This is a genomic window from Streptosporangium brasiliense, from assembly GCF_030811595.1.
Classification (GTDB): Bacteria; Actinomycetota; Actinomycetes; order Streptosporangiales; family Streptosporangiaceae; genus Streptosporangium; species Streptosporangium brasiliense.
The window spans coordinates 113,727-139,278 of record NZ_JAUSRB010000001.1 but is presented as its reverse complement, the minus strand read 5'-3'; the positions used below and the strand labels follow the sequence as shown (position 1 = coordinate 139,278).

Genomic DNA, 25,552 nt, shown 5'->3' with positions numbered 1-25,552 from the left:
CACAGGCCGGGATGCCCGCTTTCCTGGGCGGCCAACCAGTCAGCGGGACGGGTGTCCGAATCATTACGTTACGTTCCGCAGAATTTGCCGCCGGCGACACCGGCCCCGAGCTCGGATCTACGTGGGCAGCAGGAACTGGGTGGCGGCGAGCTCGCGGTAGAGGTCGTCGTCGTCGAGCAGCTCATGGTGGGTGCCGACGGCCCGCACCCGCCCCGCCTCCATCACCACGATCCGGTCGGCGCTGGTCACCGTGGACAGGCGGTGAGCGATCACCAGCACGGTCGTCTCCTTCGCCACCTCGGCGATCACCTCACGGAGCCGTAGCTCGTTGACCGCGTCGAGCTGGGAGGTGGCCTCGTCGAGCAGGAGCAGCCGGGGGCGGCGCAGCAGGGCGCGGGCGATGGCCACCCGCTGGCGCTCACCGCCGGAGAGCATGATCCCGCGGTGACCGACCATGGTCTCCAGGCCCTCGGGGAGCCGGGCGACCAGGTCCTCCAGCCGGGTCAGCGCGAGCACCCGTCCGATGTCGGCCTCGCTCACACCCGGCGCGGCGAAGACCAGGTTCTCCCGGAGCGTGCCGTCCAGCACCGGCGCGTCCTGCTCGACGTAACCGAGGGAGGCGCGCAGCTCGCGCAGCGGCCACTGCCCGATGTCGCGGCCGTCGACCGTGATCGTCCCGGCCTGCTGCTCGTAGAACCGTTCGAGCAGGGCGAACACCGTGGACTTGCCGGCCCCCGACGGGCCGACGAGCGCGGTCATGCCACCCGCCGGGACCGCGAAGGAGACGTCGTGATGGACGACCGGCCGGTCGTCGCCGTAGCGGAAGGCCACCTCCTCGAAGGTCACCCCCGCCGGGGCCGTGCCGATCTCCCCCGCCGCGCCGCCCGCCTCCTCGGCCGGCAGCTCCTCGATCTCGCGGATCCGCTTCACCGCCGCCAGGCCGTTCTGCATCTGGGTGAACCCCTGGACCAGCTGCCCCACCGGAGCGACCAGGTAGAACAGGTAGAGCAGGAAGGCGATCAGCGAGGACACCTCCAGCGCGCCGGAGGCGACCCGCGCTCCGCCCACGCCGAGCACGGCCACGAAGGCGAGCTGCGCGGAGACCCAGGCGGAGATGCCGGCGATCGAGGTCCACCAGGCGACCGCGATGCCCCGGTCCCGCGCCTCGCGGGCCGCCTCTCCCACGGTGGCGATCTCGCGCTCCTCGGCGCCGCTGGCCTTGACCGTGCGGAAGGCCTGCAGCACCCGGTCGAGCACCGCGCCCATCTCGCCCACCGCCACCTGCGCCTGCGTCGAGGCCCGCCGGATGCGCGGCATGACCAGGCCCACGAGGGAGCCGACCAGGACCAGCACCGCCAGCGTGATGACCAGCAGCAGCCCATCCATGATCGCCATCATCACCACGGCGCCCAGGAGCATGAACACCGAGCCGACCATCTCGACGACGCCGTCGGTGAACACCGCCCGCAGCAACGTGGTGTCGGAGGTGACCCGCGACAGCAGGTCGCCGGGCTTGAGCCGGTCGACCTCCGACACCCGCAACCGCAGCATCCGCCCCACCAGGCTCTGCCGGGCGGAGAACACGACGCCCTCACCCATGCGCTCCAGCACGTATCTGCCGAGCGCGCCGACGCCCGCGCCCAGGAGCACGGCGGCCGTCAGGCCGAGCACCGGCCCGACCAGGGAACGCTGCTCGCCGAAGGCGTCGATGACCACCTTCGCCAGCAGCGGCATCGCGAGCCCGGCCAGCGAGCCGACGAGGCTGAGGACGCCGCCCAGGAGCAGGGCCCGTCTGTGCGGGCGGACGTAGGCGAGCAGGAGTCGCCAGGAGGCGGTCTCGGGCAATTTCATCTCCTCTGAGCTGACGTGACCGGCCCCCGGTCGCCGTCCTTCCTATCTACCGCGCACGGACCCACGCCGGGCGTCCCGTCCGGATCCGTAGACGAAAGTCGATGACGTCAACATAGGTTGACGTGATCGTCGATGTCAACCAAAGTTGACCGCCAAGGGGTCTAGGGGTGCTGAGGGTTAGGTGAGATCTCCGGAACACCCGTCCCGACTCAGGGGTGGGAGATCCGTCCCGGCTCGGGGGCGGAACACCTGTCCCGGCTCGGGGGCGGAGCGGGGCGAGAATCCCGCGTGGTCGACCGAGCGCCGAGCGCCACGCCCACCCCGCCGGAGGAGGACCCGGTCAGCCTGGCCGAGGAGGACCCGGCCGAACTGGCCGAACACCGCACCCACCCCGGCGGAAGAGGACCCGGCCGGACCGGCCGAACACCGCACCCACCCCGGCGGAAGAGCACCCGGCCGGACCGGTCCACGGCGAGAACCGGCATGGGCCCGAGCGCCTCACGCGCTCGTGCGGAGCGCGGCCCGCACCCGGACCGCGCGGCGCGAAGTCTCAGCGGGGTCCGACGGGCACGGCCCCGCGCAACGGGCACAGACCGCTCAACAGGCACGGGCCTCGCTCAACGGCCGGTGGCCGCTCAACGGGCACGGGCCCCACTCAATGGGCACGGGCCGCGCTCAACGGCCGGTGGCCGCTCAACGGGCACGGGCCGCGCTCAACGGCCGGTGGGCCGCGGGACGGGACCTAGGCGGGGATCAGCACCAGGCAGGCGTTGCTGCCGCCGAAGCCGAAGGAGTTGGACAGGACCGGGGCCGCGGGGACGGGGCGGGGCTCGCCGTGGACGAGGTCGATGAGGTCGCCCTCGGGGCCGCCGGTGAAGTTGGCGGTCGGGGGGACGAGGCCCTCGCGGGCCGACAGCAGCGCGATCACCGCCTCCAGCGCCCCGGCGCCGCCGACCAGATGGCCGGTCACGCCCTTGGTGGAGGTCACCGGGGGCGTGCGGTCGCCGAAGCAGCCGCGCAGGGCGACGGCCTCGGCGCTGTCGTTGTGCGGGGTGGAGGTGCCGTGCGCGTTGACGTGGCCGATGTCATCGGGGGCGAGTCCCGCGTCGAGCAGGGCGGCGCGCATGCAGTCGGCCGCCACGGAGCCGTCCCTGAGCGGCGCCACGATGTGGGCGGCGTCGCAGTTGGCCGCGTATCCGCCGATCTCACCGTAGACGCGGGCCCCCCGGGCCTCGGCGAGGTCGGCGCGCTCCAGGACGAGGAAGGCGGCGCCCTCTCCCATGACGAAGCCGTCCCGGTCCCCGTCGAAGGGCCGGCAGGCCTCCGCGGGCGAGCCGATCCGCTCCGACAGGGCCCCGACCCGGGCGAAGGCGCACATGGCCAGCGGGGACAGCAGCGCGTCCAGCCCGCCGGCCACCGCGGCGCCGACCACCCCGGAGCGGATCGCGCGCAGCGCCTCCCCGATCGCCGTGGCCCCGCTGGCGCAGGCCGTGTTGAAGGTCAGGCAGGGGCCGCGGTAGCCGTACCGGATGGCGATGCGCGCGGCCGTCGAGCTGGACATCAGCGTCGGCACGGCGTGGACGGGCACCTTCTCCCGGCCGAGCGTGTGGCCCACGATCAGGCTCTCCAGCGCGGCGAACCCGCCGCCGCCGGTGCCCACGTAGACGCCGCAGCCCTCGGCCGGCAGGCCCCCCGCGTCGGTGACGGCGTCGGCCGCCGCGGCGAGACCGATCTGGGAGGTGCGGTCCAGCGTCCTGAGCTCGCGTCCGGTGAAGTAGTCCAGCGGCTCGAAAGGGGCCAGCGGGCACCCGATCGGCACCGGCGTCTCCTCCTCGGCGAGTGCCGGGATCACGGTCGCGAGCGACTTGCCGGCCAGAACCGTGGCGAACGCGTCCCGGACGGTGTTGCCGGCCGGACTCTTCACGCCCAGCCCGGTGACGACGACGCGCGTCACCGGGCCGCCAGCGCGGCGTGCAGGATCCCGGCCATGTCGGCGACGGTCCGCGCGCCCGCGAAGTCGCCGGGTTCGAGCTGGATGCCCAGCTTCTCCTCGATGATGACGGCGATCTCCACCCATTCCAGGCTGTCGATCTGGTGGTCGGCGATGGTGGCGCTGGGCTTGACCTGATCGCTGGGCACGCTGAGCACCTCGGCGATCGCGGACCGGACTACGGATGTGGCTGAATCGAGGGTTGCCATTCGCCCGCCTTTAAAAGTAAAGGGATCGATCCACTCAGGTCCCCGCAATGCCCGGACTATAGCGAAACAGACACAAGTTCCGTCTATGTCCTACCAGCCTAAATTCTGGAAATTTCCACTCATTTACCGATGATTCATTGCTCAGAAAATCCGCCAATCCGGAGGCGGCCCGGCGGCGAATGGAGGAGCGGGGAATCCGGCCGGCTCCTTTCCCTCCCCAGCACCACCAGGCCGGTCACAGCCGTGGCCGGCGACCGAAAGGACCGACTGACACATGGAGCTCCGGATCAATCGGCGCGCTCTGATCGGCGCCGCCGCCGTCGCCGTCGCGCTCGGCCTGGGGCTGGCCGTACGGGGCCCGACCGGGCGGTGTGAGGAGCGCTCCGCGCCGGGCGCCCCCGGCGCGCGGACCGGCTCGCCGTACGTCCGCCGGGCACCGGCCTCCGGGGGCCCGCGGCGGGTCAGCCGCGGCGGCGGACGCCGTACTCCCTGCGCATCTCGGCCACGGTGTCCAGGATCTCGTCCTGGGTCTTGAGGAGCTTCGCCTCGGCCTCCTCGGTCCGCCCCTCGGCCGCCAGCCGGCGGTTGCCCGTCCGGCTGCCCAGCTTCCGCTTGGCCCTGGCCTTCATCTCACGCAGATTGAGCTTCTCGACGAGACTCACGATCCACACTCCTTCGGCAGGCAGGACCGTCGACTGCCCGGCGGGCGGCCGGATATGCCTCTCGGGCCCGACCGGCCGCCGTGGCGTGACAGGCGTCCTCGCGGGGCCGCGGTCAGTCGGGGGCGGGGACGTCGTCGTAGTCGGCGCCGGGTTCGGCGTCGCCCTCGTCGGCCCGGCGGAGCTTGATGTCCTCCACCCAGGCGTAGGACAGGCGCCTGATCTCGGCGATGCGCTCCCCGGTGACCCCGTACGCCTCGAAGTCCTCATCGGCGATCAGATCGACGAACTCCAGCCGCATCACCAGCTCGGAGAGGGAGAACTCCTCGTTGTGCAGGCGGGCCAGGCGCTCCAGGTCGCGGAAGCCGTACAGGTGGGAGACCGACGCGATGTCGATGACGTCGCGGGCGAGGCTCCGTTCGTGCAGGGCCCGCATCTTGAGCCCCACCGCGTCGTCCAGGGAGACGACGGACAGGTCGCCGACGATCACGGGCTGCTGCTGGAACGCCTCCCGCAGCAGGTCGAACTCGCAGCTCTGCTCGGTCACCGGGTCGCTCACGACCAGCCGGCCCATCCGGGGCGTGACCTCGACCACGGTGACCTCCAGCCCGCTCTCCGCCAGGGCCCGGGCGACCCCGTCCGCGACCTCGGACAGCGGCGTCTCGGCGGCGGTGGCGAAGTCGAGGTCGTTGCTGGGACGCTCGGTGAAGCCGTGGGCGTTCATGGCGTAGCCGCCGGCCAGGACCAGCCCGAACCGGGCGCAGACCGGGAGCACGGCCTGGAGCATCCGCTGCTGGAGGGGCGGCAGGAGCATCATTCCCGGCCCAGCGCGGCGATCTTGCCCTCCCAGGCCCGGCGGTAGCTCGGCCCGAGGCCGCGGCGGAGCGTGGGCCAGTCGGCGACCAGGAGCTCGGCGTTCAGGTAGGACTCGGCGTCCCCCCGGCCGCCGCCGGTGATGACCGTGCGGTAGAGGCTCATCCGCAGCAGCGGGTTCATCAGGTCGAACTCGGTGAGCCCCGACCAGCCGAGGTGGACGGGCAGGGCGACCATCCCCGTGGCCGGACCGCGCAGGTCGGCCAGGGAATCGGGGACCCGCTGATCGACACCGTCCCAGCGGGATGGAAGCGCGCTCACGCCTCCCAGTATGCCCGCCCGGCCACCCCCGGGCCCCGCCCACTCACCACCGGGCGCGGCGGCGGCTGGAGGGCAGGTCGTGCCGGCCGGAGACGAACTCCTGAAAGGCGATCTTGGCGCGGATCGCCGGGCGGCGCCAGTGCTCCTCGCGGCGCTCGGCCCTGGCCATCTGGCGGGGGCGGGGACGCCGGGCGCCGGACGCCATGAACCAGTGGGCCCAGGGCGATCCCGGGCGGGCCAGCCGTAGCGCGCCGGGGATCAGCAGGAGCGGGACGAACAGCCCGGCCAGCCCGGTCCAGATCTTGCCCTTGAGCAGAGTGACCACCGCGAGCACGAGGTTGCCGACGATGATCCCGGCGGTGATCCACGTCCCCTGCGGCGTGCCGTCGGAACGCTCCCAGCCGAGCGGGCGCAGGCCGAGCAGGAGCAGGCCGGTGAGGGCGATCGCGATGAACACCGCGTCGACCGACGTGCGCCCCTCCTCCTCCCAGTAGACGTCGTGCAGGTGCAGGATCAGCGCGAACTCGTCCAGGATCAGGGCGGCGCCGACGCCGAAGACGGCCGCCGTCACGGCGTACCAGCCCTGCGAGATGCCCGAGACGACCAGCCCCGACACCCCGCCGAGCAGGGTCAGCACCACGCCGAACACCACGTGGTGGATGTGCATCTCACCGACGTTGACGTTGCGGAACCAGCCGACCTCGGCACGGATGAGCCGGACGTTGATCCGGGTGAACACGAAAGTGACGATCAGCGCGACGAAGAAACAGAACAGCGGCAGCCGTCCTGCGTCCACGATTCGCTCTCTTAACAGATCTCCCACGGTTTCACCAGATTATGCGAGGAATCCCCGCAGCAGCGCGGCTGTCCCCTCAAGGTGCTCGGCCACGGCGCGGCGCGCGGCGTCGGGGTCTCCGGCCAGGATGGCGGCCACGATCGCCTCGTGCTGGGTGGCGGCGTGCTCGATGTTGCGCTGGAGCACGGGGATGGCGTTGAGCAGGTCGGTGACCCGCAGCCTGGCGTCGGCGCAGGCCGCGGCGAGCAGCGGGGAGCCGGTCAGCTCGGCGATGGCCAGGTGGAAGGCGGTGTCGAGGCGGCGGTAGTCGTCGGGCCCGGCCGAGTTGACCCCGGCCAGGCGCCGGCGCAGCGTGTCGCGCTGCGCCTGGCTCAGCTCGGCGGTGGCCAGCACCTGGGCGGCGCCGCACTCCACGGCCATCCGGAAGGTGAGCGCGTCGGCCAGGTCGTCGGTGCCCATGTCGGCCACGACCTTGCGCAGGTCGCCCTGGCTCGGGCGCGGCGGGGCGTAGGTGACGAACGCGCCGCCGTACCTGCCGCGCCGCACGGTGAGGTAGCCCGCCTCCTGCAGCGCGCGGATGGCCTCGCGCAGGGTGACCCTGCTGATCCCCAGCTGCACCGCCAGCTCCCGCTCCGGTGGCAGCTTCTCGGTCACCACTCCGAGTTTGATCGCCTGGAGCAGGCGTTCCACGGTCTCCTCGAACGCGTTCCCCGCACGCACCGGCCGGAGCACGGTCGTCAATCGCGGCGACTCGTCCAATCTCACCTCCACCCTTGACAACAGATCCTCACATGGAACTCAATGGTATGAGAGTAGCCCAATAAGACTCCGACGAGGGGAGCCGCTTGGACGTCAGCGAGCTTCGCGACGAGGTGGCCGCGGGACGGGTCGACACCGTGCTGCTGGCGATCGTCGACATGCAGGGCCGCCTGCAGGGGAAACGGCTGTCGGCGCGCTACTTCCTGGAGGAGGTGCTGCACCACGCCTCCGAGGGCTGCAACTACCTGCTCGCGGTGGACGTGGACATGAACACGGTGGACGGCTACGCCATGTCGTCGTGGGAGCGGGGATACGGCGACTTCGTGATGAGACCCGACCTGTCCACCCTGCGCCGGGTGCCGTGGCAGGAGGGCACCGCCCTGCTGATGGCCGACCTGGTGTGGGAGGACGGCTCGGACGTGGCCGCCTCGCCGAGGCAGATCCTGCGCCGCCAGCTCGACCGGCTGGGCGAGCGGGGCTGGGGCGCGTCCGTCGGGACCGAGCTGGAGTTCGTGGTCTACAACGACACCTACGAGCAGGCCTGGCGGCGCGCGTACCGGGACCTGACCCCGGCCAACCTCTACAACGTCGACTACTCCCTCCTGGGCACCGCCCGGGTCGAGCCGCTGCTGCGCAGGATCAGGCTCGGCATGGAGGGCGCCGGGATGTACGTCGAGTCGGCCAAGGGCGAGTGCAACCTCGGCCAGCACGAGATCGCCTTCCGCTACGCCGACGCCCTCACCAGCTGCGACAACCACGCCGTCTACAAGAACGGCGCCAAGGAGATCGCCTCCCAGGAGGGCATGTCGCTCACGTTCATGGCCAAGCCGAACCAGCGCGAGGGCAACTCCTGCCACATCCACATCTCCCTGCGGGACTCCGCCGGGGAACCGGTCATGGCCGGGGACGGGCCGTACGGGCTGTCGGAGACCGGGCGGCGCTTCATCGCCGGGCAGCTGGCCTGCCTGCGCGAGCTGACCCTGCTCTACGCCCCGAACGTCAACTCCTACAAGCGCTACGTGGCGGGCAGCTTCGCCCCCACCGCGGTCAAGTGGGGGGTGGACAACCGCACCTGCGCGCTGCGGCTGGTCGGCCACGGGCCGTCGCTGCGGATCGAGAACCGGGTGCCCGGCGGCGACGTCAACCCCTACCTGGCGGTCTCGGCCCTGATCGCCGCCGGGCTCCACGGCATCGACAACGAGCTGCCGCTCCAGGAGCCGTTCACCGGCAACGCCTACGCGTCGGGGGCGGAGACCGTGCCGCACACGCTCCGCGGCGCGCTGGAGCTGTGGGAGGGCTCCGGCAAGGCCCGCGACGCCTTCGGCGAGGACGTCGTGGCGCACTACGCCAACAACGCCCGGGTCGAGCTGGCCGCCTTCGACGCGGCGGTCACCGACTGGGAGCTGTTCCGGGGATTCGAGCGGATGTGAACATGAAGATCATCAATCCGGCGACCGAAGAGGTGGTCGCCGAGGTCGAGCCGGTGGACGCCGCCGAGGTGGACCGGGCGGTGGAGCGCGCCAGGCGCGCCTTCGCCACCTGGCGCGCCGTCGGCCCGGGAGATCGGGCCCGGCTGCTGCGCGCCTTCGCCTCCCTGGTGGAGGAGCACGCCGAGGAGCTGGCCCAACTGGAGATCGCCAACTCCGGGCACACGGTCGGCAACGCCCGCTGGGAGGCGGGCAACGTCCGTGACGTGCTGAACTTCTACGCCGGAGCGCCGGAGCGCAACCACGGCAGGCAGATCCCGGTGGCCGGCGGGCTGGACGTCACCTTCCAGGAGCCGCTGGGCGTCGTCGGCGTGATCGTGCCGTGGAACTTCCCGATGGTCATCATGACCTGGGGGGTGGCCCCGGCGCTGGCCGCGGGCAACACCGTGATCGTCAAGCCCGCCGAGTGGACGCCGCTGACCGCCCTGCGCCTGGCCGAGCTGGCCCTGGCGGCGGGCCTGCCCGAGGGGGTGCTCCAGGTCCTGCCCGGGACCGGGGAGGTGGCCGGGGCCCGCCTGGTCGACCATCCGGACGTGGCGAAGATCGTGTTCACCGGCTCGACCGAGGTGGGCAAGGAGATCGCGGCCAAGTGCGCCGGGCAGGTCAAGCGGATCACCCTGGAACTGGGCGGCAAGAGCGCCAACGTGGTCTTCGCCGACGCCGACCTGGACAAGGCCGCGGCGACCGCGCCGTACGCGGTGTTCGACAACTCGGGCCAGGACTGCTGCGCGCGCTCCCGAATCCTGGTGGAGCGCACCGTCCACGACGACTTCCTGGCACGGCTGGAGGCGGCGGTGCTGAAGGTCCGGGTCGGCGACCCCCGTGACGAGGCCACCGAGATGGGGCCGCTGATCAGCGCCGAGCACCGCGACCGGGTGGCCTCCTACCTCACCGGGCCGGTCCGCCTGCAGGGCCGGTGCCCGCAGGGACCCGGGTTCTGGTTCCCCGCGACGCTGCTGACCCCCGACAGCCTCGACGACCCGGCCTTCACCGAGGAGATCTTCGGGCCGGTGGTGGCGGTGGTGCCGTTCGACGACGAGGAGCACGCCGTACGGATCGCCAACGACACCAGATACGGCCTCAGCGGGTCGATCTGGACCAGGGACGTCGGCCGCGCCCTCCGGGTGGCCCGGGCCGTCGAGGCGGGCAACCTCAGCGTGAACTCCCATTCGAGCGTCCGCTACTGGACCCCGTTCGGCGGCTTCAAGCAGTCCGGCCTCGGCCGGGAGCTGGGCCCCGACGCCCTGACCGCGTTCACCGAGACCAAGAACGTCTTCATTTCGGAGGATTGACAGCCATGCAGCGTTTGCAGGACCGGGTCGCCGTCATCACCGGCGCGGGCAGCGGGATCGGCCTGGCCACCGCCCGCCGGTTCGCCCAGGAGGGCGCCCGCGTCGTGTGCGTGGACCTGGACGAGGCGAGCGGGTCGGCGGCCGCGGCCGAGGTGGACGGCCTGTTCGTCAAGGCCGACGTCACCAGCGAGGAGGACGTCGTCCGGATGTTCCGGACCGCCTTCGACACCTACGGCAGCGTGGACATCGCCTTCAACAACGCGGGCATCTCGCCGCCGGAGGACGACTCGATCCTGGAGACCGGGATCGACGCCTGGCGCCGGGTCCAGGAGGTCAACCTCACCTCGGTCTACCTGTGCTGCAAGCACGTCATCCCCTACATGCGGCGCCAGGGCAAGGGGTCGATCATCAACACCGCGTCCTTCGTGGCCGTGATGGGCTCGGCCACCAGTCAGATCTCCTACACCGCCTCCAAGGGCGGGGTGCTGGCCATGTCCCGCGAGCTCGGGGTGCAGTTCGCCCGCGAGGGCATCCGGGTCAACGCGCTCTGCCCGGGGCCGGTCAACACGCCGCTGCTGCAGGAGCTGTTCGCCAAGGACCCCGAGCGGGCGCAGCGCCGCCTGGTGCACATCCCCACCGGCCGCTTCGCCGAGGCCTCCGAGATCGCCGCGGCGGTGGCGTTCCTGGCCTCGGACGACGCGAGCTTCATCACCGGCTCGGAGTTCCTGGTGGACGGCGGCATCTCGGGCGCCTACGTCACCCCGCTGTGACCGCCGCGGCGCCCGGCGGCGGCCAGGACCGCCCGCGGAAGGGCCCCGGCCGTGTCTGCCCGCCCCAGCCCCTCCACGCCCGATAACGTGCCGGGACGTGGGCAGACGCCCCACGTCCCGGCGTCCGGCAAGAAAGAGATCATGTCCCGTCCCGTCATCGGCATCACCTGCTACATCGAGCCCGCCACGTTCACCGTCTGGGAGATGCCCACCGCGCTCCTGCCGTACGGCTACGTCGACCACGTGGCCCGCGCCGGCGGGCAGCCGGTGATCCTGCCGCCGGTGGGCGACCCCGCCGCGCTGGCCGGGCGCCTGGACGGGCTGATCCTGGCCGGCGGCGGGGACGTCGACCCGGCACGGTACGGCCAGGCCCCGCACGAGCGGACCGGCCACGTCCGCGGCTTCCGCGACGACGCCGAGTTCGGGCTGGCCCACGCGGCCCTGGAGCGCGGCATCCCGCTGCTGGGAGTCTGCCGGGGCCTGCAGGTCCTCAACGTCGCCCTCGGCGGCAGCCTGCGCCAGCACCTGCCCGACGAGGTCGGCCACAGCGGGCACGCCCCGGCCCCCGGCCGCTTCGGCCGGATGCCGGTACGGCTGACCCCCGGGAGCCAGATCGCCAAGATCCTCGACACCGAGACCGCGGACGTGGCCCACTACCACCACCAGGCCGCCGACCGGCTGGGCGCGGGCCTGACCGTGACCGCCCACGCTGAGGACGGCACGGTCGAGGCCGTGGAGCTGGAGGGCCACCCGTTCGCCCTCGCCGTCCAGTGGCACCCCGAAGCCGACGACGAGTGCCCGCTGTTCGAGGAACTGGTACGGCGCAGCCGCCCCTGACCGGCGCGGCCGCCCCGGCGGCGAGAACACGCGCCCGGGGGATTTCGCTCGGCCGGTGCGGGCGGTTAGGCTGGTCACGACACCGATGAATCCCGCGCGGGAGAGCGTCCTGACATCCAGGCCAGGACCCCTGAAGGAGCAAGCCCTCCCCGCGAACCTCTCAAGGCAAAGGACCGTGCGGGTAGGTGGCCTCTGGAAAGCAGGTCTCACGGCCTCGCCGAAGGTGAAAGTCCGGTAAAAACCGGGCGAAGCTCTCAGGCATCGATGACAGAGGGGGAGGATGCTCTCATCTGACCCCTGCCTGAGGTGCGAACATGTCCCGACCTACGCCGCTGCGCGGTGTCCACGAGGCCCTCGGCGCGACGCTGACCGATTTCGCGGGCTGGCTGATGCCGCTGCGCTACGGCAGCGAGTCCACCGAGCACAACGCGGTCCGCCAGGCGGCGGGCCTGTTCGACCTGTCCCACATGGGCGAGATCTTCGTGACCGGCCCGCAGGCCGGCGAGGCCCTCGACTACGCGCTGGTGGGCTACCTGTCCGCCCTTGAGCCGGGCCGCGCCCGCTACACGATGATCGTCTCCCCCTCCGGCGGCGTGCTGGACGACCTGATCGTCTACCGCCTGGCCAACGAGGAGTTCATGGTCGTCGCCAACGCCTCCAACTACCCGCGGGTCGCCGCCGAGCTCACCGAGCGCGCCAAGTCCTTCGACGCCGCCGTGGACGACCGCTCCGAGCAGTACGCGCTGGTCGCCGTCCAGGGCCCGCGCTCGCGCGCCATCATGGGCGAGGTCACCGACGCCGACCTCGACGGGCTGAAGTACTACGCCGGCCTGCCCGCCACCGTGGCCGGCCGCGAGGCCCTCATCGCCCGCACCGGATACACCGGCGAGGACGGCTTCGAGCTGTTCGTCGCCGCCGCCGACGCCGAGCCGCTCTGGGCCGCGCTCACCGAGGCGGGCGCGGCGCACGGGCTGCTGCCGGCCGGACTGTCGGCGCGCGACACCCTCCGCCTGGAGGCGGGCATGCCGCTCTACGGCAACGAGCTGTCGGCCGATCTCACTCCGTTCGACGCGGGGCTCGGCCGTGTGGTGAGGTTTGACAAGCCGGGCGATTTCGTCGGCCGGGCCGCCCTGGAGCCTCTCAAGGACGTCCCGCCGACCCGTCGCCGGGTCGGACTGGTCGCGACGGGCCGCCGGGTGCCCCGGCACGGGTATCCGGTGGTCTCCGAGGACGGCGCCGTCGTCGGCGAGGTCACCAGCGGGGCCCCCTCCCAGTCACTGGGCCGGCCCATCGCCATGGCCTACGTGGACAACGACCTGTCCACCGGCCTGGCGGTGGACATCCGGGGTAGTCGCGAACCGGTCGACGTCGTCGACCTGCCTTTCTACAGGAGGAAATAATGAGCAGCATTCCCGATGACCTGCACTACACCAAGGAGCACGAGTGGATCGCGGGCATCGATGACGGCCTGACCCTCACCGTGGGCATCACCGCCTACGCCGCCGAGGCACTGGGCGACGTTGTCTACGTGCAGGTCCCCGAGGTCGGGGCGACGGTCGCCGCCGGCGAGGCCGTCGGCGAGGTCGAGTCGACCAAGTCGGTGAGCGACATCTTCGCGCCGGTGGGCGGTGAGATCGTCGAGGTCAACCAGGCCGTCGTGGACGACCCGTCCCTGGTCAACAGTGACTCCTACGGTGATGGCTGGCTGTTCCGCGTCCGTCTTGAGGGCGACGCCGACGACCTGCTGTCCGCCGAGGAGTACGCCGCGCTCACCTCGGGTGAGTCCTGAAATTTCTCCTCTTGCGCCGTGATCACGCGCACCACCGGGTGCGCGTGGTCACGGCGATGTGAAGGCAAGGACCAGATCAATGGCGATCAGCGTCTTCGATCTCTTCAAGATCGGAATCGGCCCGTCCAGCTCGCACACCGGCGGGCCGATGGCCGCCGCGCACAAATTCGCCCGCGGCCTGGAGCAGGACGGGCTCCTGGAGAAGACCGCCCGGGTCGAGGTGATCCTGTACGGCTCACTCGGACTGACCGGCAAGGGCCACGGCAGCGACAAGGCCGTCCTGCTGGGCCTGTCGGGTGAGAAGCCCGAGCTCGTGGACGTCGACACCGTCGACGACCGGCTGGCCGCCATGCGCGCCTCCGGGACGATCTCCCTGTACGGCTCCCGCGAGATCCCCTTCGTGGTCGGCGAGCACCTCGTGTTCGAACGCAAGATCTCGCTGCCGCACCACCCCAACGGCATGCGCTTCACCGCCTTCTCCGAGACGGGCGAGCAGCTCCGCGAGAAGGTCTACTACTCGGTGGGCGGCGGCTTCGTGGTGGACGAGAACGCCACCGGCGCCGACCGGATCAAACCCGACGACACCGTCCTGCCGCACCCCTTCACGACGGCCGCCGAACTGCTCGCCCACTGCGCGGAGACCGGCCTGTCGATCTCCGGGCTGATGCTGGAGAACGAGAAGGCCTTCGGCCGCTCGGAGCAGGAGATCCGCGACCAGCTGCTGCACCTGTGGCGGGTCATGGCCGAGTGCGTCCGGCGCGGCACCGCCAAGGAGGGCGTGCTGCCCGGCGGGCTGAAGGTCAGACGCCGGGCCCACCAGCTCCACCGGCGGCTGCAGAGCGAGTCCCCGGAGAAGGACCCGCTGCAGACCATGGACTGGGTCTCGCTGTACGCCCTGGCGGTGAACGAGGAGAACGCGGCGGGCGGCCGGATCGTCACCGCCCCGACCAACGGCGCCGCCGGCATCATCCCGGCCGTGCTGACCTACTACGACCGCTTCACCCCCAAGTCCGACGACGACGGCGTGGTCCGCTTCCTGCTCACCGCGGGGGCGATCGGCGTGCTGTTCAAGGAGAACGCCTCCATCTCCGGCGCCGAGGTCGGCTGCCAGGGCGAGGTCGGCTCGGCCTGCTCCATGGCCGCCGCCGGGCTCACCGAGGTGCTGGGCGGCACCCCGGAGCAGGTGGAGAACGCCGCCGAGATCGGCATCGAGCACAACCTGGGCCTGACCTGCGACCCGATCGGCGGCCTGGTGCAGATCCCGTGCATCGAGCGCAACGCGGTGGCCTCGATCAAGGCCATCACCGCCGCCCGGATCGCGCTGCGCGGCGACGGCCGCCACTTCGTCTCCCTGGACAAGGCCATCAAGACCATGCGCGACACCGGCCGCGACATGCTCGACAAATACAAGGAGACCAGCCGCGGCGGCCTGGCCGTCAACGTCATCGAATGCTGAACCGGCCGTCCAGGAAACCCTGCACCTCCGCCAGCCACCGGTCCGGCTGGTCGATGTGGGCCATGTGCCCGGCCTCCTCCAGCACGCGCGCGGTGGCCGAGGGGATCAGCCTCTCCGCCCGCGCGGCGAGCGCGGCCGGGAAGACCATGTCCTGGCGGCCGTGCAGGAGCAGCATCGGCACGCCCAGCGCCGCCAGGCGCCGCGGGCCGTCCGGAAGGCGCGGCGAGGGCAGCCCGCCGTACGAGAAGCCCAGGACGTCGACGGCCGAGCCGCCGATCAGGGCGAGCAGGTCGGCCACGATCGCGTCCGGCGTGTACTCCAGATCGCCCTTCGGCGAGCGCCCGCATCCCCGCAGGTCGGGAAAGACCAGGCGGTGCCGGCCGGCCAGCCGGATCAGCGGCTCCACCAGGTAGCTGTGGTCCCAGTCCGGCCCGCCGTGGACGACCAGCAGGGTCCGCTCCGCGGACCCCTCGACTTCTCGGGTGAACAGGTCGATCGGCACGGGCTTCATCATCTCGTACGGGATCGCCCCGTCTCGCACCTATGCTGGGTGGCTCGTCACGGTGGCTCCTGTCATGGAGCCCGCCTGCCTCGGAGACTCGGGAGGTCCTGGTGCCAGCGGGAGAACGTCCGGCGAGCCGTTTCCTCCGCCTCTCCGGCGCCCACGGGCTCTTCCTGGCCGCCCTGCTGGCCGGCGCCGGGCTCAGGGTCCTGGCCGTGCTCGGCTACCGGCCGGCCCTGTGGTTCTGGGCCGACTCCTTCGTCTACCTCAACGCCGGACTCGACCCCCGCCCCATGGAGTCGCGCCCCTCGGGCTACTCCCTGCTGCTGTGGACGCTGCAGCCACTGTCGAGCGTCCAGGCCGTGGTCGTGCTCCAGCACCTGCTCGGCCTGACCATGGCCGTCTGCGTCTATCTCCTGCTGCGCCGGCTGGGCGGCCTGCCGGGATGGGGGGCGACGCTCGCCGCGCTGCCGGTGCTGCTGGACGTCCACCAGGTCCAGCTCGAACACCTCGTCATGGCCGACCTGCTGATGGAGTTCCTGGCGGTCCTGGCGGTCACGCTGCTGCTGTGGCGGCGCCGGCCGCCGGTGTGGGCCGCCCTCCTCGCCGGGGCCCTGCTGGCCGCGGCGACCGTCACCCGGACGATGGGGCTGCCGCTGACCGCCGTGGTGCTGGTCTGCCTGGTGATCGGCCGCGCCGGCTGGAAGGCGGTCACCGCCACCGCGCTGGCCGCCGCGATCGGCCTGGGCGCCTACGCCACCTGGTTCAGGTCCGAGCACGGCGACTACGGGCTCACCCGGGGCAACGCCTTCCTGTGGGCGCGCACGGCGACCTTCGCCGACTGCGCGAAGATCAAGCCCGCCGGGCCGGAGGCCGCGCTCTGCCTCCCCGGCCCGGTGAGCGAGCGCAAACCCCCACCCGTATACATCTGGGACGGCGCATCACCGCTCAACAAGGTCAAGGGCAGCTGGGCCGAGCGCGACAGGCTCGCCGGCGACTTCGCCGTCCAGGCCATCAAGGCGCAGCCCCTGGACTTCCTCCGGGCGGGCCTGACCGACGTGGCCCACATCTTCGACTGGACCCGCCGGGTCTATCCGACCCCCGGCCCGCAGAGCGCCTACGTCTTCCCCGACACGGCCCGGCCCTTCCCCAAGGGGACCGCCTCCCAGGGGAGGACCGCCGAGGAGGTGACCACGGCCTACCAGGGCGTCTCCGGCGCGCCCTCCCTGGTCGAGCCCTATGCCGGCTGGCTGCGCGCCTACCAGGAGCACGGCTTCCTGCGCGGCCCGTTCCTCGCCGCGATCCTGCTGGCCGGCCTCGCCGGCGTCCTGCTCCGCCTGCGGGACCTCGGCGGCGCCGTGCTGATGCCGTGGGCCGCCGGCACCGTGCTGCTGGTCCTGCCGCCCTTCATCGCCGCCTTCGACCACCGCTACGTGGTGCCCGCCCTGCCGCTGGTGTGCCTGGCCGCCGGACTGGCCTTCGGCACCCGGCGACGGCCGTCAGCGGCGCCTGACGTGCAGACGGACGGAGGCCCCGAGCCCGTCGTCGCCGACCGTCCTGCGGACCTTGCCGACGGCGTCCTTGTTCAGCCGCGCCACGAGTTTGGCGACGTCCGCCTCTGGCCCGCAGCTGATCCCGATCCGCAGCCGGTCGCCCGCCACCGCCCTGACATGGATGCGCCTGAGCCCTTCGACTTCTTTAAGCGCAACCCCCAGCATCGCGATCCCGCTGCCCGTCCGGCTCCCCCAGCGCCCCCAGCCCACGGCGCCCAGCAGCCACCGGATCGCCAGCAGCGTCAGCACCATCAGTAGCAGCGCGGCCAGCCAGCCCACCCACGGGTGCTCGGCAAGGTGGGCGGGCAGCTCCCTGTTCAGGATCCGGTCCCCGCGCGGCTGCGGGAGCTTGCCCCACCCCCGCAGGAACCCGTAGAGCCCGCCCCCGGCCAGCACCGCCCCGGTGACGGCCAGGCCGATCCGGTTGCCCTGGTAGACCTTCATCAGATCCCCCGCCTGCGCAGCCGTACCATGACCTCGCCCCCGCACATCGCGCCCAGTCCCGTCATCCGGTCGCCCACCGCCGTGCCGACCTGGCGCAGCAGCGGCCCGGTCCGCTCCGCGTCGCTGACCACCGTGATCTCGATGTTCCGCCAGCCGAGCCGCACCCGCGCCTTGTCCACGTCGTCGACCGACTGGGCCGCCGCCCGCAGCGTGCGGCGGAGCCCGGACCTGGTCAGGCCCATCACCATCCGGGGGTCGGCGGACTCCAGCGGCACCAGCCGGGTCCTGCCCGGCAGCGCCGCGAGCGCGAGCAGCAGGGTCCCGGTCATCACCGTGGCCAGCGACACCAGGAGCGGGATCGTGTCGGACCACTGTGCCTCGCCGACCCAGGCGGCGAACTGCCGGTACGGCATCCGCCCGAACGGCGAGCCCGTCACCAGCCCCACCGTCACCCCGGTCGCGGTGGACAGTGTGAGGGAGGCCGCCAGGGCGACCACCACACCGGCCGGGGTCCTGCCCGGTCTCAGCGACCGCAGCGACCGGCGGCGGACCGCGTTCAGGTTCTCCCCGCCCGCTGTGCTCCCCGCGCTCGACAGGATGTCCTGGAGAGTGCTCATCACCCGGTCAGGTTTACGCGGCCCTGGCGTCCCGCGCGGGTCCCGACCTGCCACTTTCACGATCTTGGAGCCGCCCTGGCCGGAGAATTTACCGCCGCGCCACCAATATGAACAATACTCACATTCGGTTGGATCAGGTTATCCTGCCGTCATGGACGACCGCCAGCGCTACGACCGGGCCACCGCGCACCTGGACCCCCCGTTCGCCCTGCTCGACCTGGCAGCCCTGCGCTCGAACGCGGCCGGCATGTCACGGCGGGCCGGCGGCAAGCCCATCAGGGTCGCCAGCAAATCGATCAGATCCCGGCCCGTCCTGGAACGGATCCTCGCCATGGACGGCTTCGCCGGGATCATGGCCTTCACCCTGCCGGAGGCCCTCTGGCTGGTCTCCACCGGCCTGCGGGACGTGCTCGTCGCCTACCCCACCGCCGACCGCGCCGCACTGGCCATGCTGGCCGCCGACACCCGCGCGGCACAGGAGATCACCGTGATGGTGGACCGGGCCGAGCACCTGGACTTCATCGAGTCCGCCGTCGCCGACGTCCGCGACCGCCACGAGATCCGGATATGCCTTGACATCGATGCCGGATTCATCGCCTTCGGCGGCAGATTCCGCGCCGGCGCCCGGCGCTCCCCCATCCGCGACGCCGACCAGGCCGCCGACCTGGCCGCCGACATCGCCAAACGGCCCGGCTTCCGACTGGTCGGCCTGATGGCCTACGAAGCCCAGATCGCCGGTGTCGGCGACAACCCTCCCGGCAACCCCGCCCTCACCAGGGCGATCCGCCTGATGCAGGCCCGGTCGCGGCGCGAGCTGATCATGCGCAGGGGCCGCATCGTCCAGGCCGTCACCCAGATCGCCGACCTGGAGTTCGTCAACGGCGGCGGCACCGGCAGCATCGACAAGACCGCCCGCGAGAAGGCCGTCACCGAAGTGGCCGCCGGATCGGGCTTCTTCCACCCCCGCCTGTTCGACTTCTACCGCGGCTTCACCGGCCGCCCCGCCGCCCTGTTCGCCCTGCCCGTCGTCCGCCGCCCGGCACCCGGCGTCGTCACCGTCCTCGGCGGCGGCTACCACGCCTCCGGCGCCCCCGGCCCCGACCGCCTCCCCCAGCCCTACCTGCCCTGCGGGCTCCGCTACGACCCCGACGAGGGCGCCGGCGAGGTCCAGACCCCGCTCCTCGGCCAGGCGGCCGAAGACCTGCGCGTCGGCGACCGCGTCTGGTTCCGGCACGCCAAGGCGGGCGAGCTCTGCGAACGCTTCGCCACCCTGCACCTGATCGACGGCGACGAGATCGTGGACGAGGCCCCCACCTACCGGGGCGAGGGCCGGACCTTCCTCTGACCTCTGACCTCTGAGCCGGGTCACCTTCCGGGCCTGGCCTCCGAGCCTGACCGTCCTCCGAGCCTGGCCTCCGAGCCTGACCGTCCTCCGAGCCGGGCCTTCCCTCGAACCGGGCCTTCCCTCGAACCGGGCCTTCCTCCGAGCCGGGCTTTCCTCCGGACGGAGACCGACACCGGCGGCGGACCCGCCGGATCAGCCGCGCCGGCGCCGCCAGAGCATGATCATCGCGCTGACCGCCAGCACCGCGCCCACCCCGATCAGGAGCGGCGCCAGATCCGGCTGATCGTCCGCCCACAGGTCATCGGGCTCATCACCCAGCCTGACCGGCCGCGGCGCGCCCCCCACCGCCTCGCCGACCCGGTCCCCCACCGAGACCAGGAACTGCCTCGCGCTCGTCTCCGCCTTGGCGACGGTGCGCCTCGCGACCTTCTTCGGGCTCACCCGATCGGCGATGGCGTCAACCGTCTGGGCCAACTCCGCACGGGTCCGCTCGATCCGCCGCTCCAACTCCGCGGGATCGGTGTCCGCCATGGCTCTCCTCTCATCGCCCTTGACATTGATCAGTCTGTCAGGTCCGACCCTCCCACGACACTTCAGGTCGGCCGGTAAGTTGACCCGGGAACGATTCCTCAGAGGAGCCACATGAAACTCGAGCCGGGCGACGCCGCCCCAGACATCACTCTCCCCGCCGCCGACGGCACCACCGTCTCCCTCGACGCCTACCGCGGCAAGCGGGTCATCCTCTACTTCTACCCCGCCGCGATGACCCCCGGCTGCACCAAGCAGGCCTGCGACTTCCGCGACAGCCTCGCCTCCCTGACCGCGGCGGGCCTGGTGGTCCTCGGTGTGTCGAAGGACAGCCCGGCCAAGCTCGCCAAGTTCGTCGAGCGCGACGCCCTGACCTTCCCCCTCCTGTCGGACCCCGACCTGGAGGTCCACAAGGCCTACGGCGTCTACGGCGAGAAGACGATGTACGGCAGGACCACCCTCGGCGTCATCCGCTCCACCTTCGTCATCGACGCCGACGGGAAAATCGAAAAGGCCCTCTACAACGTGAAGGCGACCGGCCACGTGGCCCGCCTCCGCCGCGAACTCGGGCTCGAATAAATACCGTTTTTCGCCATTTATCACAGCATGCGCATGCCCCAAGAAATGTCAGCCCCATTACCTATCCTTGGGGCATGCCAACCAAATACAAGTACACCCCCGAAATGCTGGCCGAGGCGGCAGCCAACTCCCTCAGCATCGCCGACGTCCTCCGCCACCTCGGCATCACCATCGCGGGCGGCAATCACGCCCACATCAGCCGCCAACTGAAGCGCCTCGGGATCGACACCTCGCACTTTCTCGGCCAAGCACATCATCGAGGACGGCGCTCGGCCAGGCGGCTTCCACCGAGCGAGGTTCTCCGCGTACGCCCGCCGGGTTCCCTCAGGACCAAGCCCCCTATGCTCCGCCGGGCGCTTCAGGAAGCGGGCGTGCCCTACCGGTGCGATGGCTGTAAGATCGAGGGCGTCTGGGAAGGTGGACCGCTCACGCTGCACGTCGACCATCTCAACGGCGACTGGCTTGACAACAGAATAAATAACTTGCGATTTCTCTGTCCGAACTGCCACTCTCAGACGGAGAACTTCGCAGGGAAAAACAGAGGGGCCGTAGCCCAACGGCAGGAGGCAGCGTCTTTAGGTGGCGCGCAGTCCGGGTTCGAATCCCGGCGGCCCCACAAACGTCCTAAGAATTATGCCGTCGATCTCAGGTCCGTGACGGCCAGTGTCACCCTGTCCCCCCAGGACGCTTTTTTCGTCGAGTATTACTTGAATCAGAAACGCGCCCGGACGAGATCCGCGGTGATGCGTAAAGCGATTCAACTGCTGCGCGAATCCACTCCCGAAGAGGACTACGCCGTCGCGTTCGGCGAGATGGACGAGGGTGCTGGGGCAGAGCCGTGGGACGCCGCGGAGGGCTGTGGCGGCGGGGAGCCGACGGGGTGAGGTCCGGCCGGTCGGCCGCAGCCCTGCGGCCGACCGGTCCCTGACCGCTCTCAGGTGGTGCGGCGCAGCAGGAGGGTGACGAAGCCGAGGGTGTCGCGATAGCCGTTGAGCCACATGTCGCGGTGGTCGTGGGCGGCGGCGAGGGCGGCGTCGCCGTCGGGGCCGGGGTGGTCGAGGGCCCAGTTGGTGAGGGTGCCGGTCCAGGACCACTCGTATTCGTGCCATTCGGCGGGTTCGCTGGTGTGCGCGTAGACGGTGGCGTATCCGGCGTTCTCGGCCTGGGCCACGGTCGCGGGGAGGTCTCCGTAGTCGTCGGGCCGGGCGTCGAGTACGGCCAGCGTCTGCGGGCTCGGGGGCCGCTCCCAGAAGCCCTCTCCCACCAGTGCGAGCCCTCCGGGGCGCAGGTGGCGGCTGATGTCCTCCAGGGTCTGGGTCAGGCCGCCGAAGGCATGGGTGGAGCCGACGCAGAGCACGAGGTCGTAGGGGCCGGTGCCGGTGAAGTCGGCGGCCGGGATGTCGTGGAGGCTGAGCCGGTCGGACAGCCCTCGGCGGTCGGCCTCCTTCTTGGCGGCGGCCAGCGCGTGCGAGGAGATGTCGACCCCGTCGGCGGTGGCGCCGGGGTGCAGTTCCAGGGCCCGTAGCGTCCAGGCGGCCTCTCCGCATCCGAGGTCGAGGATGCGTGCTCCGGCGGGGAGTTTCGCCCGGGTGAGAAGGCGTTCCAGATGCGCGTCGCTCACCGGGGAGGCGATCGGATGGTCCTGGTGGGCGATATGACTGATCAGTTGGCGTTCCACCGGGGTGAATATGCCCGACGTCGGGGGCGGTGCACCACTGAATAAATCCGGCGGGTGGTCAGGTGAGGGGTGTGAGGCCCGGCCGGTCGCGGGTGGCGGCGCCGGGGATCGGGTCGCGCGGTGCATCCTTTTCACCGCGCGACCCGGCGTGATTGTGATCCGCCATCACAAACATTCTCCCTTTACTCACCCCGGAGGGTGCTCCCGGAAACCATGATGCCCAATTGGGGGTAAAGAAGGCGTAAGCCATGGGTGATGTGCGACCTGGGTCGTAGACGGGGCTCCCCCCTGAGGGGGAAGGGCATTGATCTGCGGATACGTATTGTGGTGATGTGTTCGGCAGATTACGCGCCTGGAGCCGGCGCCATCCCAGTGCTGTGGACGCCCTGTGGCTGGCGCCGTTCATGCTGGCCTGTCTGGGCACCGTCGTCGGGCTGGCGCTGGATCCGGAGCTTTACCTCGGGCAGAGCGGGATGGGCTTCTGGGGCTATCTGGGGTTGGGTGTGGTGCTGGTCGTCCCGCTGTTCTGGCGGCGGAGGTGGCCCCTGACGGTGTTCGCGATCGTCTCGACGGTGAGTTTCGGGCAGTGGCTGTCGGGGGTGGAGGCGACGCCGTTCAACATGGCGGTGCTCATCGCGATGTACGCGGTGGCGTCGCTGTGCTCGCTGCGGTGGGCGATCGCGGCGGGTCTGGTGGCCGAGCTGGGGCTCGCCCTGTCTTTCGGTCAGATCACGACAAATCCTGATCCGCGCACTTTCGCCAGCGCCTCGGTGTTCGTGGTCGCGATCTGGATCGCGGGGATCTACGCCAACACCCGCCGCCACTATCTGGAGAGCCTGGAGGAGCGGGCCGAGCGGGCCGAGCGGGAGCGGGACCAGCAGGCCCAGCTGGCCGCGGCGGCCGAGCGGGCCCGGATCGCCCGCGAGCTGCACGACGTGGTCGCGCACAACGTGAGTGTGATCATCGTTCAGGCCGACGGGGCGGGTTACGCGATCGACAGCGATCCCGAGCAGGCCCGTAAGGCCATGCAGGCCATCTCCGTCACGGGCCGGCAGGCGCTGGCCGAGATGCGCAGGATGGTCGGCGTGCTGCGGACCGACGGCGCCGCCGTCGAGGAGGAATACGCCCCGCAGCCGAGCCTGTCGCAGCTGGACGACCTGGTGGCGCAGGTGCGTTCCTCGGGGCTGCCGGTCGATTTCCAGGTCACCGGCGCTCCACAGGAGCTGCCCGAGGGGGAGCAGCTGACGGTCTACCGGATCGTGCAGGAGGCGCTCACCAATACCCTCAAGCATGGCGGTCCGGACACCAGGGCCACGGTCGAGATGGAGTACGGCTTGCGCGAGCTGCTTCTGCGGGTGACCGATGACGGTCGCGGCGCAGCCGCCCCGGGGCGTCCGGGCGGGCACGGTCTGGTCGGCATGCGGGAGCGGGCGGCCATGTTCGGCGGGAGCGTCGAGGCCAGGCCCCGCATGGGCGGTGGGTTCCAGGTGACCGCGCGGCTGCCGATCGGCGAGACCGGGCGGAGCCGGGCCGCGTGACGGGCGTGCCGGACGCGGTGGGCGGAGTCTCCGTCCGGACCGTCGCGGGGCCGGGGAGCCGGTGCCGGTGGAGGCCGGCGAGCCGACGGAGGGGACGGGGAGCGGTGAGCGGCCGGTGATCCGGGTCATGTTGGTCGACGATCAGGTGCTGCTGCGGGCCGGGTTCCGCATGGTGCTCGGCGCGCAGCCGGACATCGAGGTCGTCGCGGAGGCGGGCGACGGGGCGGCGGCGGTCGAGGCGGCGCGGACGGCCGAGGTCGACGTCGTGCTGATGGACGTGCGGATGCCGGTCATGGACGGGGTGGAGGCGACCCGGCTGATCTGCGCGGCGGGCGAGCGGCCCCGCGTGCTGATCCTGACCACCTTCGACCTGGACGACTACGCGTTCGCGGCGCTGAAGGCGGGCGCTTCGGGGTTCCTGCTGAAGGACGTGCCGCCGTCAGACCTGATCAGTGCGATCCACTCGGTGCACAGCGGGGACGCGGTGGTCGCGCCGAGCACGACACGGCGGCTGCTGGAGCGCTTCGCCGTGCATCTCCCCTCTCCGGGCGCGGCGGAGCCGGCGGCGCTGACCGGGTTGACCGCGCGGGAGCGGGAGGTGCTCGTGCTGGTGGCCAGGGGCCTGTCGAACACGGAGATCGCCGACCGGCTGGTGCTGGCGGAGGCGACGGTCAAGACGCATCTGGGCCGGGTCCTGGCCAAGCTGAGCCTGCGGGACCGGGCGCAGGTCGTGGTGTACGCCTACGAGTCGGGGCTCGTGACCCCGCATTCGGCGGGCTGACGCGGCGATGGCGGGGCGCTCCTCGGCCGAATGGCCGATGCGGGGCTACCCCTGAGGTGGCGGTGATCCTTCCGCGGGAGCCCTGCGGCGGAGGGAGAGTCCGTCCTTCAGTCCGATGGCCTGCGCTTTCTCCGGCAATAGCGTTTATCCCGTCGTAAACGCAGATGTTTGCCGAGGAGAGTTGACGTGACCATCACCGGAGAGGTCGGCGCCTGGAAGGCGCGGGAGAGCGTGGCGGCCGCCGTGGTAGCCAGAGGTCTGACCAAGGTGTACGGGCAGGGGGACGCTGCCGTGCACGCCCTCCGGGGGGTGGACGTCTCCTTCGCGACGGGCGCCTTCACCGCGATCATGGGCCCCTCCGGGTCGGGCAAGTCCACGCTGATGCACTGCCTGGCCGGGCTGGACACGGTCAGCGGCGGGCAGGTGCACATCGGCGACGTGGAGCTCACCGGGCTGGGCGACAAGCAGCTCACCCTGCTGCGCCGCGAGCGGATCGGCTTCATCTTCCAGGCGTTCAACCTGCTGCCGACGCTGACCGCCGAGCAGAACATCCGGCTCCCGTTGGAGATCGCCGGGCGCCAGGCCGACCGGGATCTGTTCGACCGGGTCGTGGAGACCGTGGGCCTGCGTGACCGGCTCGGCCACAAGCCGACCGAGCTGTCGGGTGGCCAGCAGCAGCGCGTGGCGGTGGCCCGCGCCCTGATCAGCAAGCCGCAGGTCATCTTCGCCGACGAGCCGACCGGGAACCTGGACTCGCGCAGCGGCGCGGAGGTGCTGTCGTTCCTGCGTACCTCGGTGCACGAGCTCGGCCAGACGATCGTGATGGTCACCCACGACCCGGTCGCGGCCTCCTACGCCGACCGGGTGGTCTTCCTCCGTGACGGCCTGCTGGTCAGCGAGGTGGTCAAGCCGACGCCGCAGACCGTGCTCGACACGCTGATGAAGCTGGAGGCCTGAG

The 25,552-nt window shown here is 71.4% G+C and carries 27 protein-coding genes, 1 tRNA gene, 1 pseudogene and 2 riboswitches; of the genes and pseudogenes, 16 read left to right on the top strand and 13 right to left on the bottom strand.

The window, feature by feature from the left end; translation table 11 throughout:
* Positions 1-117: 117 nt before the first annotated feature.
* The 8 genes from J2S55_RS00660 to J2S55_RS00625 all read right to left on the bottom strand — a co-directional run bounded on the left by J2S55_RS00660 (position 118) and on the right by J2S55_RS00625 (position 7,419).
* Positions 118-1,851, bottom strand: coding sequence for an ABC transporter ATP-binding protein (locus tag J2S55_RS00660; protein WP_306856543.1), 1,734 nt, complete (start codon positions 1,849-1,851; stop codon positions 118-120).
* Positions 1,852-2,593: 742 nt separating this feature from the next.
* Positions 2,594-3,805 (bottom strand): beta-ketoacyl-[acyl-carrier-protein] synthase family protein, encoded by a 1,212-nt coding sequence (locus J2S55_RS00655; RefSeq protein WP_306856541.1) that lies wholly within the window; start codon positions 3,803-3,805, stop codon positions 2,594-2,596.
* Positions 3,802-4,050, bottom strand: coding sequence for an acyl carrier protein (locus J2S55_RS00650; protein ID WP_306856539.1), 249 nt, complete (start codon positions 4,048-4,050; stop codon positions 3,802-3,804). Before J2S55_RS00650 ends, J2S55_RS00655 begins: the two co-directional genes overlap by 4 nt.
* 461 nt (positions 4,051-4,511) lie before the next feature.
* Positions 4,512-4,712: a hypothetical protein gene (locus tag J2S55_RS00645; protein ID WP_306856537.1), complete on the bottom strand. Its 201-nt coding sequence runs from the start codon at positions 4,710-4,712 to the stop codon at positions 4,512-4,514.
* Positions 4,713-4,824: 112 nt separating this feature from the next.
* Positions 4,825-5,526 (bottom strand): nucleotidyl transferase AbiEii/AbiGii toxin family protein, encoded by a 702-nt coding sequence (locus J2S55_RS00640; protein ID WP_306856535.1) that lies wholly within the window; start codon positions 5,524-5,526, stop codon positions 4,825-4,827.
* Complete coding sequence (locus tag J2S55_RS00635; RefSeq protein ID WP_306856533.1) at positions 5,523-5,843, bottom strand: hypothetical protein; 321 nt, start codon at positions 5,841-5,843, stop codon at positions 5,523-5,525. Before J2S55_RS00635 ends, J2S55_RS00640 begins: the two co-directional genes overlap by 4 nt.
* A gap of 43 nt (positions 5,844-5,886) precedes the next feature.
* Positions 5,887-6,639: a hypothetical protein gene (locus tag J2S55_RS00630; RefSeq protein ID WP_306856532.1), complete on the bottom strand. Its 753-nt coding sequence runs from the start codon at positions 6,637-6,639 to the stop codon at positions 5,887-5,889.
* 39 nt (positions 6,640-6,678) lie between these two features.
* Positions 6,679-7,419 (bottom strand): FadR/GntR family transcriptional regulator, encoded by a 741-nt coding sequence (locus tag J2S55_RS00625; protein WP_370879579.1) that lies wholly within the window; start codon positions 7,417-7,419, stop codon positions 6,679-6,681.
* A gap of 65 nt (positions 7,420-7,484) precedes the next feature.
* On the opposite strand from J2S55_RS00625, the gene J2S55_RS00620 reads away from it, so the two are divergent.
* From J2S55_RS00620 to J2S55_RS00590, 7 genes are all read left to right on the top strand, one after another.
* Positions 7,485-8,828 (top strand): glutamine synthetase family protein, encoded by a 1,344-nt coding sequence (locus J2S55_RS00620; RefSeq protein WP_306856528.1) that lies wholly within the window; start codon positions 7,485-7,487, stop codon positions 8,826-8,828.
* 2 nt (positions 8,829-8,830) lie between these two features.
* On the top strand, positions 8,831-10,177 hold the full coding sequence (locus J2S55_RS00615; RefSeq protein ID WP_306856526.1) for an aldehyde dehydrogenase family protein: 1,347 nt from the start codon (positions 8,831-8,833) through the stop codon (positions 10,175-10,177).
* Positions 10,178-10,182: 5 nt separating this feature from the next.
* Entirely contained in the window at positions 10,183-10,947 is a 765-nt protein-coding gene (locus J2S55_RS00610) for a 3-oxoacyl-ACP reductase (protein WP_306856524.1), read from the top strand.
* A gap of 141 nt (positions 10,948-11,088) precedes the next feature.
* Positions 11,089-11,784 carry a gamma-glutamyl-gamma-aminobutyrate hydrolase family protein gene (locus J2S55_RS00605; RefSeq protein WP_306856523.1) on the top strand — a complete coding sequence of 232 codons (696 nt, stop codon included), beginning with the start codon at positions 11,089-11,091 and terminating at the stop codon, positions 11,782-11,784.
* An 87-nt stretch (positions 11,785-11,871) separates the two neighbouring features.
* Positions 11,872-11,970, top strand: a riboswitch (glycine riboswitch).
* Positions 11,971-12,065: riboswitch (glycine riboswitch) on the top strand. It abuts the riboswitch before it with no gap.
* Positions 12,066-12,098: 33 nt separating this feature from the next.
* Entirely contained in the window at positions 12,099-13,184 is a 1,086-nt protein-coding gene (gene gcvT / locus J2S55_RS00600) for a glycine cleavage system aminomethyltransferase GcvT (RefSeq protein ID WP_306856521.1), read from the top strand.
* A complete protein-coding gene (gene gcvH, locus J2S55_RS00595) occupies positions 13,184-13,573 on the top strand; it encodes a glycine cleavage system protein GcvH (RefSeq protein WP_306856519.1) in 390 nt (129 codons plus the stop codon). Before gcvT ends, gcvH begins: the two co-directional genes overlap by 1 nt.
* 79 nt (positions 13,574-13,652) lie before the next feature.
* On the top strand, positions 13,653-15,029 hold the full coding sequence (locus J2S55_RS00590; protein WP_306856518.1) for an L-serine ammonia-lyase: 1,377 nt from the start codon (positions 13,653-13,655) through the stop codon (positions 15,027-15,029).
* On the opposite strand, the gene J2S55_RS00585 is transcribed toward J2S55_RS00590, so the two are convergent.
* The gene (locus tag J2S55_RS00585) at positions 15,016-15,531 is read right to left on the bottom strand and encodes an alpha/beta fold hydrolase (RefSeq protein WP_306856517.1); all 516 of its coding nucleotides are present in this window, start codon (positions 15,529-15,531) and stop codon (positions 15,016-15,018) included. The genes J2S55_RS00590 and J2S55_RS00585 overlap by 14 nt on opposite strands.
* A 110-nt stretch (positions 15,532-15,641) precedes the next feature.
* On the opposite strand from J2S55_RS00585, the gene J2S55_RS00580 reads away from it, so the two are divergent.
* Complete coding sequence (locus tag J2S55_RS00580; RefSeq protein WP_306856516.1) at positions 15,642-17,342, top strand: hypothetical protein; 1,701 nt, start codon at positions 15,642-15,644, stop codon at positions 17,340-17,342.
* A 185-nt stretch (positions 17,343-17,527) separates the two neighbouring features.
* Here the strand turns inward: J2S55_RS00580 and J2S55_RS00575 are convergent, their stop codons facing one another.
* Entirely contained in the window at positions 17,528-18,145 is a 618-nt protein-coding gene (locus tag J2S55_RS00575; protein WP_306856515.1) for a DUF6286 domain-containing protein, read from the bottom strand.
* Between the two features lie 151 nt (positions 18,146-18,296).
* Between J2S55_RS00575 and J2S55_RS00570 the strand changes: the two genes are divergently transcribed.
* Entirely contained in the window at positions 18,297-19,490 is a 1,194-nt protein-coding gene (locus J2S55_RS00570; protein WP_306856514.1) for an amino acid deaminase/aldolase, read from the top strand.
* A 192-nt stretch (positions 19,491-19,682) separates the two neighbouring features.
* Here J2S55_RS00570 and J2S55_RS00565 read toward each other — a convergent pair whose 3' ends face one another.
* On the bottom strand, positions 19,683-20,021 hold the full coding sequence (locus J2S55_RS00565; RefSeq protein WP_306856513.1) for a DUF3618 domain-containing protein: 339 nt from the start codon (positions 20,019-20,021) through the stop codon (positions 19,683-19,685).
* A 111-nt stretch (positions 20,022-20,132) separates the two neighbouring features.
* Here J2S55_RS00565 and bcp point away from each other — a divergent pair, with 111 nt between their 5' ends.
* Complete coding sequence (bcp, locus tag J2S55_RS00560; RefSeq protein ID WP_306856512.1) at positions 20,133-20,597, top strand: thioredoxin-dependent thiol peroxidase; 465 nt, start codon at positions 20,133-20,135, stop codon at positions 20,595-20,597.
* A gap of 20 nt (positions 20,598-20,617) precedes the next feature.
* Here bcp and J2S55_RS00555 read toward each other — a convergent pair whose 3' ends face one another.
* On the bottom strand, positions 20,618-20,845 hold the full coding sequence (locus J2S55_RS00555; RefSeq protein ID WP_306856511.1) for a hypothetical protein: 228 nt from the start codon (positions 20,843-20,845) through the stop codon (positions 20,618-20,620).
* A 93-nt stretch (positions 20,846-20,938) separates the two neighbouring features.
* Here J2S55_RS00555 and J2S55_RS48195 point away from each other — a divergent pair.
* The 3 genes and pseudogenes from J2S55_RS48195 to J2S55_RS00545 all read left to right on the top strand — a co-directional run.
* Positions 20,939-21,109, top strand: a pseudogene (locus tag J2S55_RS48195) (HNH endonuclease); the annotation flags it as partial.
* Positions 21,110-21,139: 30 nt separating this feature from the next.
* Positions 21,140-21,213 (top strand) — tRNA-Leu (locus J2S55_RS00550).
* Positions 21,214-21,340: 127 nt separating this feature from the next.
* A complete protein-coding gene (locus J2S55_RS00545) occupies positions 21,341-21,481 on the top strand; it encodes a hypothetical protein (RefSeq protein WP_306856510.1) in 141 nt (46 codons plus the stop codon).
* 50 nt (positions 21,482-21,531) lie between these two features.
* On the opposite strand, the gene J2S55_RS00540 is transcribed toward J2S55_RS00545, so the two are convergent.
* Positions 21,532-22,275 carry an SAM-dependent methyltransferase gene (locus J2S55_RS00540; RefSeq protein ID WP_306856509.1) on the bottom strand — a complete coding sequence of 248 codons (744 nt, stop codon included), beginning with the start codon at positions 22,273-22,275 and terminating at the stop codon, positions 21,532-21,534.
* A 332-nt stretch (positions 22,276-22,607) separates the two neighbouring features.
* On the opposite strand from J2S55_RS00540, the gene J2S55_RS00535 reads away from it, so the two are divergent.
* From J2S55_RS00535 to J2S55_RS00525, 3 genes are all read left to right on the top strand, one after another.
* Entirely contained in the window at positions 22,608-23,813 is a 1,206-nt protein-coding gene (locus J2S55_RS00535) for a sensor histidine kinase (protein ID WP_306856508.1), read from the top strand.
* Between the two features lie 127 nt (positions 23,814-23,940).
* Entirely contained in the window at positions 23,941-24,594 is a 654-nt protein-coding gene (locus tag J2S55_RS00530; RefSeq protein WP_306856506.1) for a response regulator, read from the top strand.
* Positions 24,595-24,780: 186 nt separating this feature from the next.
* Positions 24,781-25,551, top strand: coding sequence for an ABC transporter ATP-binding protein (locus J2S55_RS00525; protein WP_306856505.1), 771 nt, complete (start codon positions 24,781-24,783; stop codon positions 25,549-25,551).
* Position 25,552: the final 1 nt, after the last annotated feature.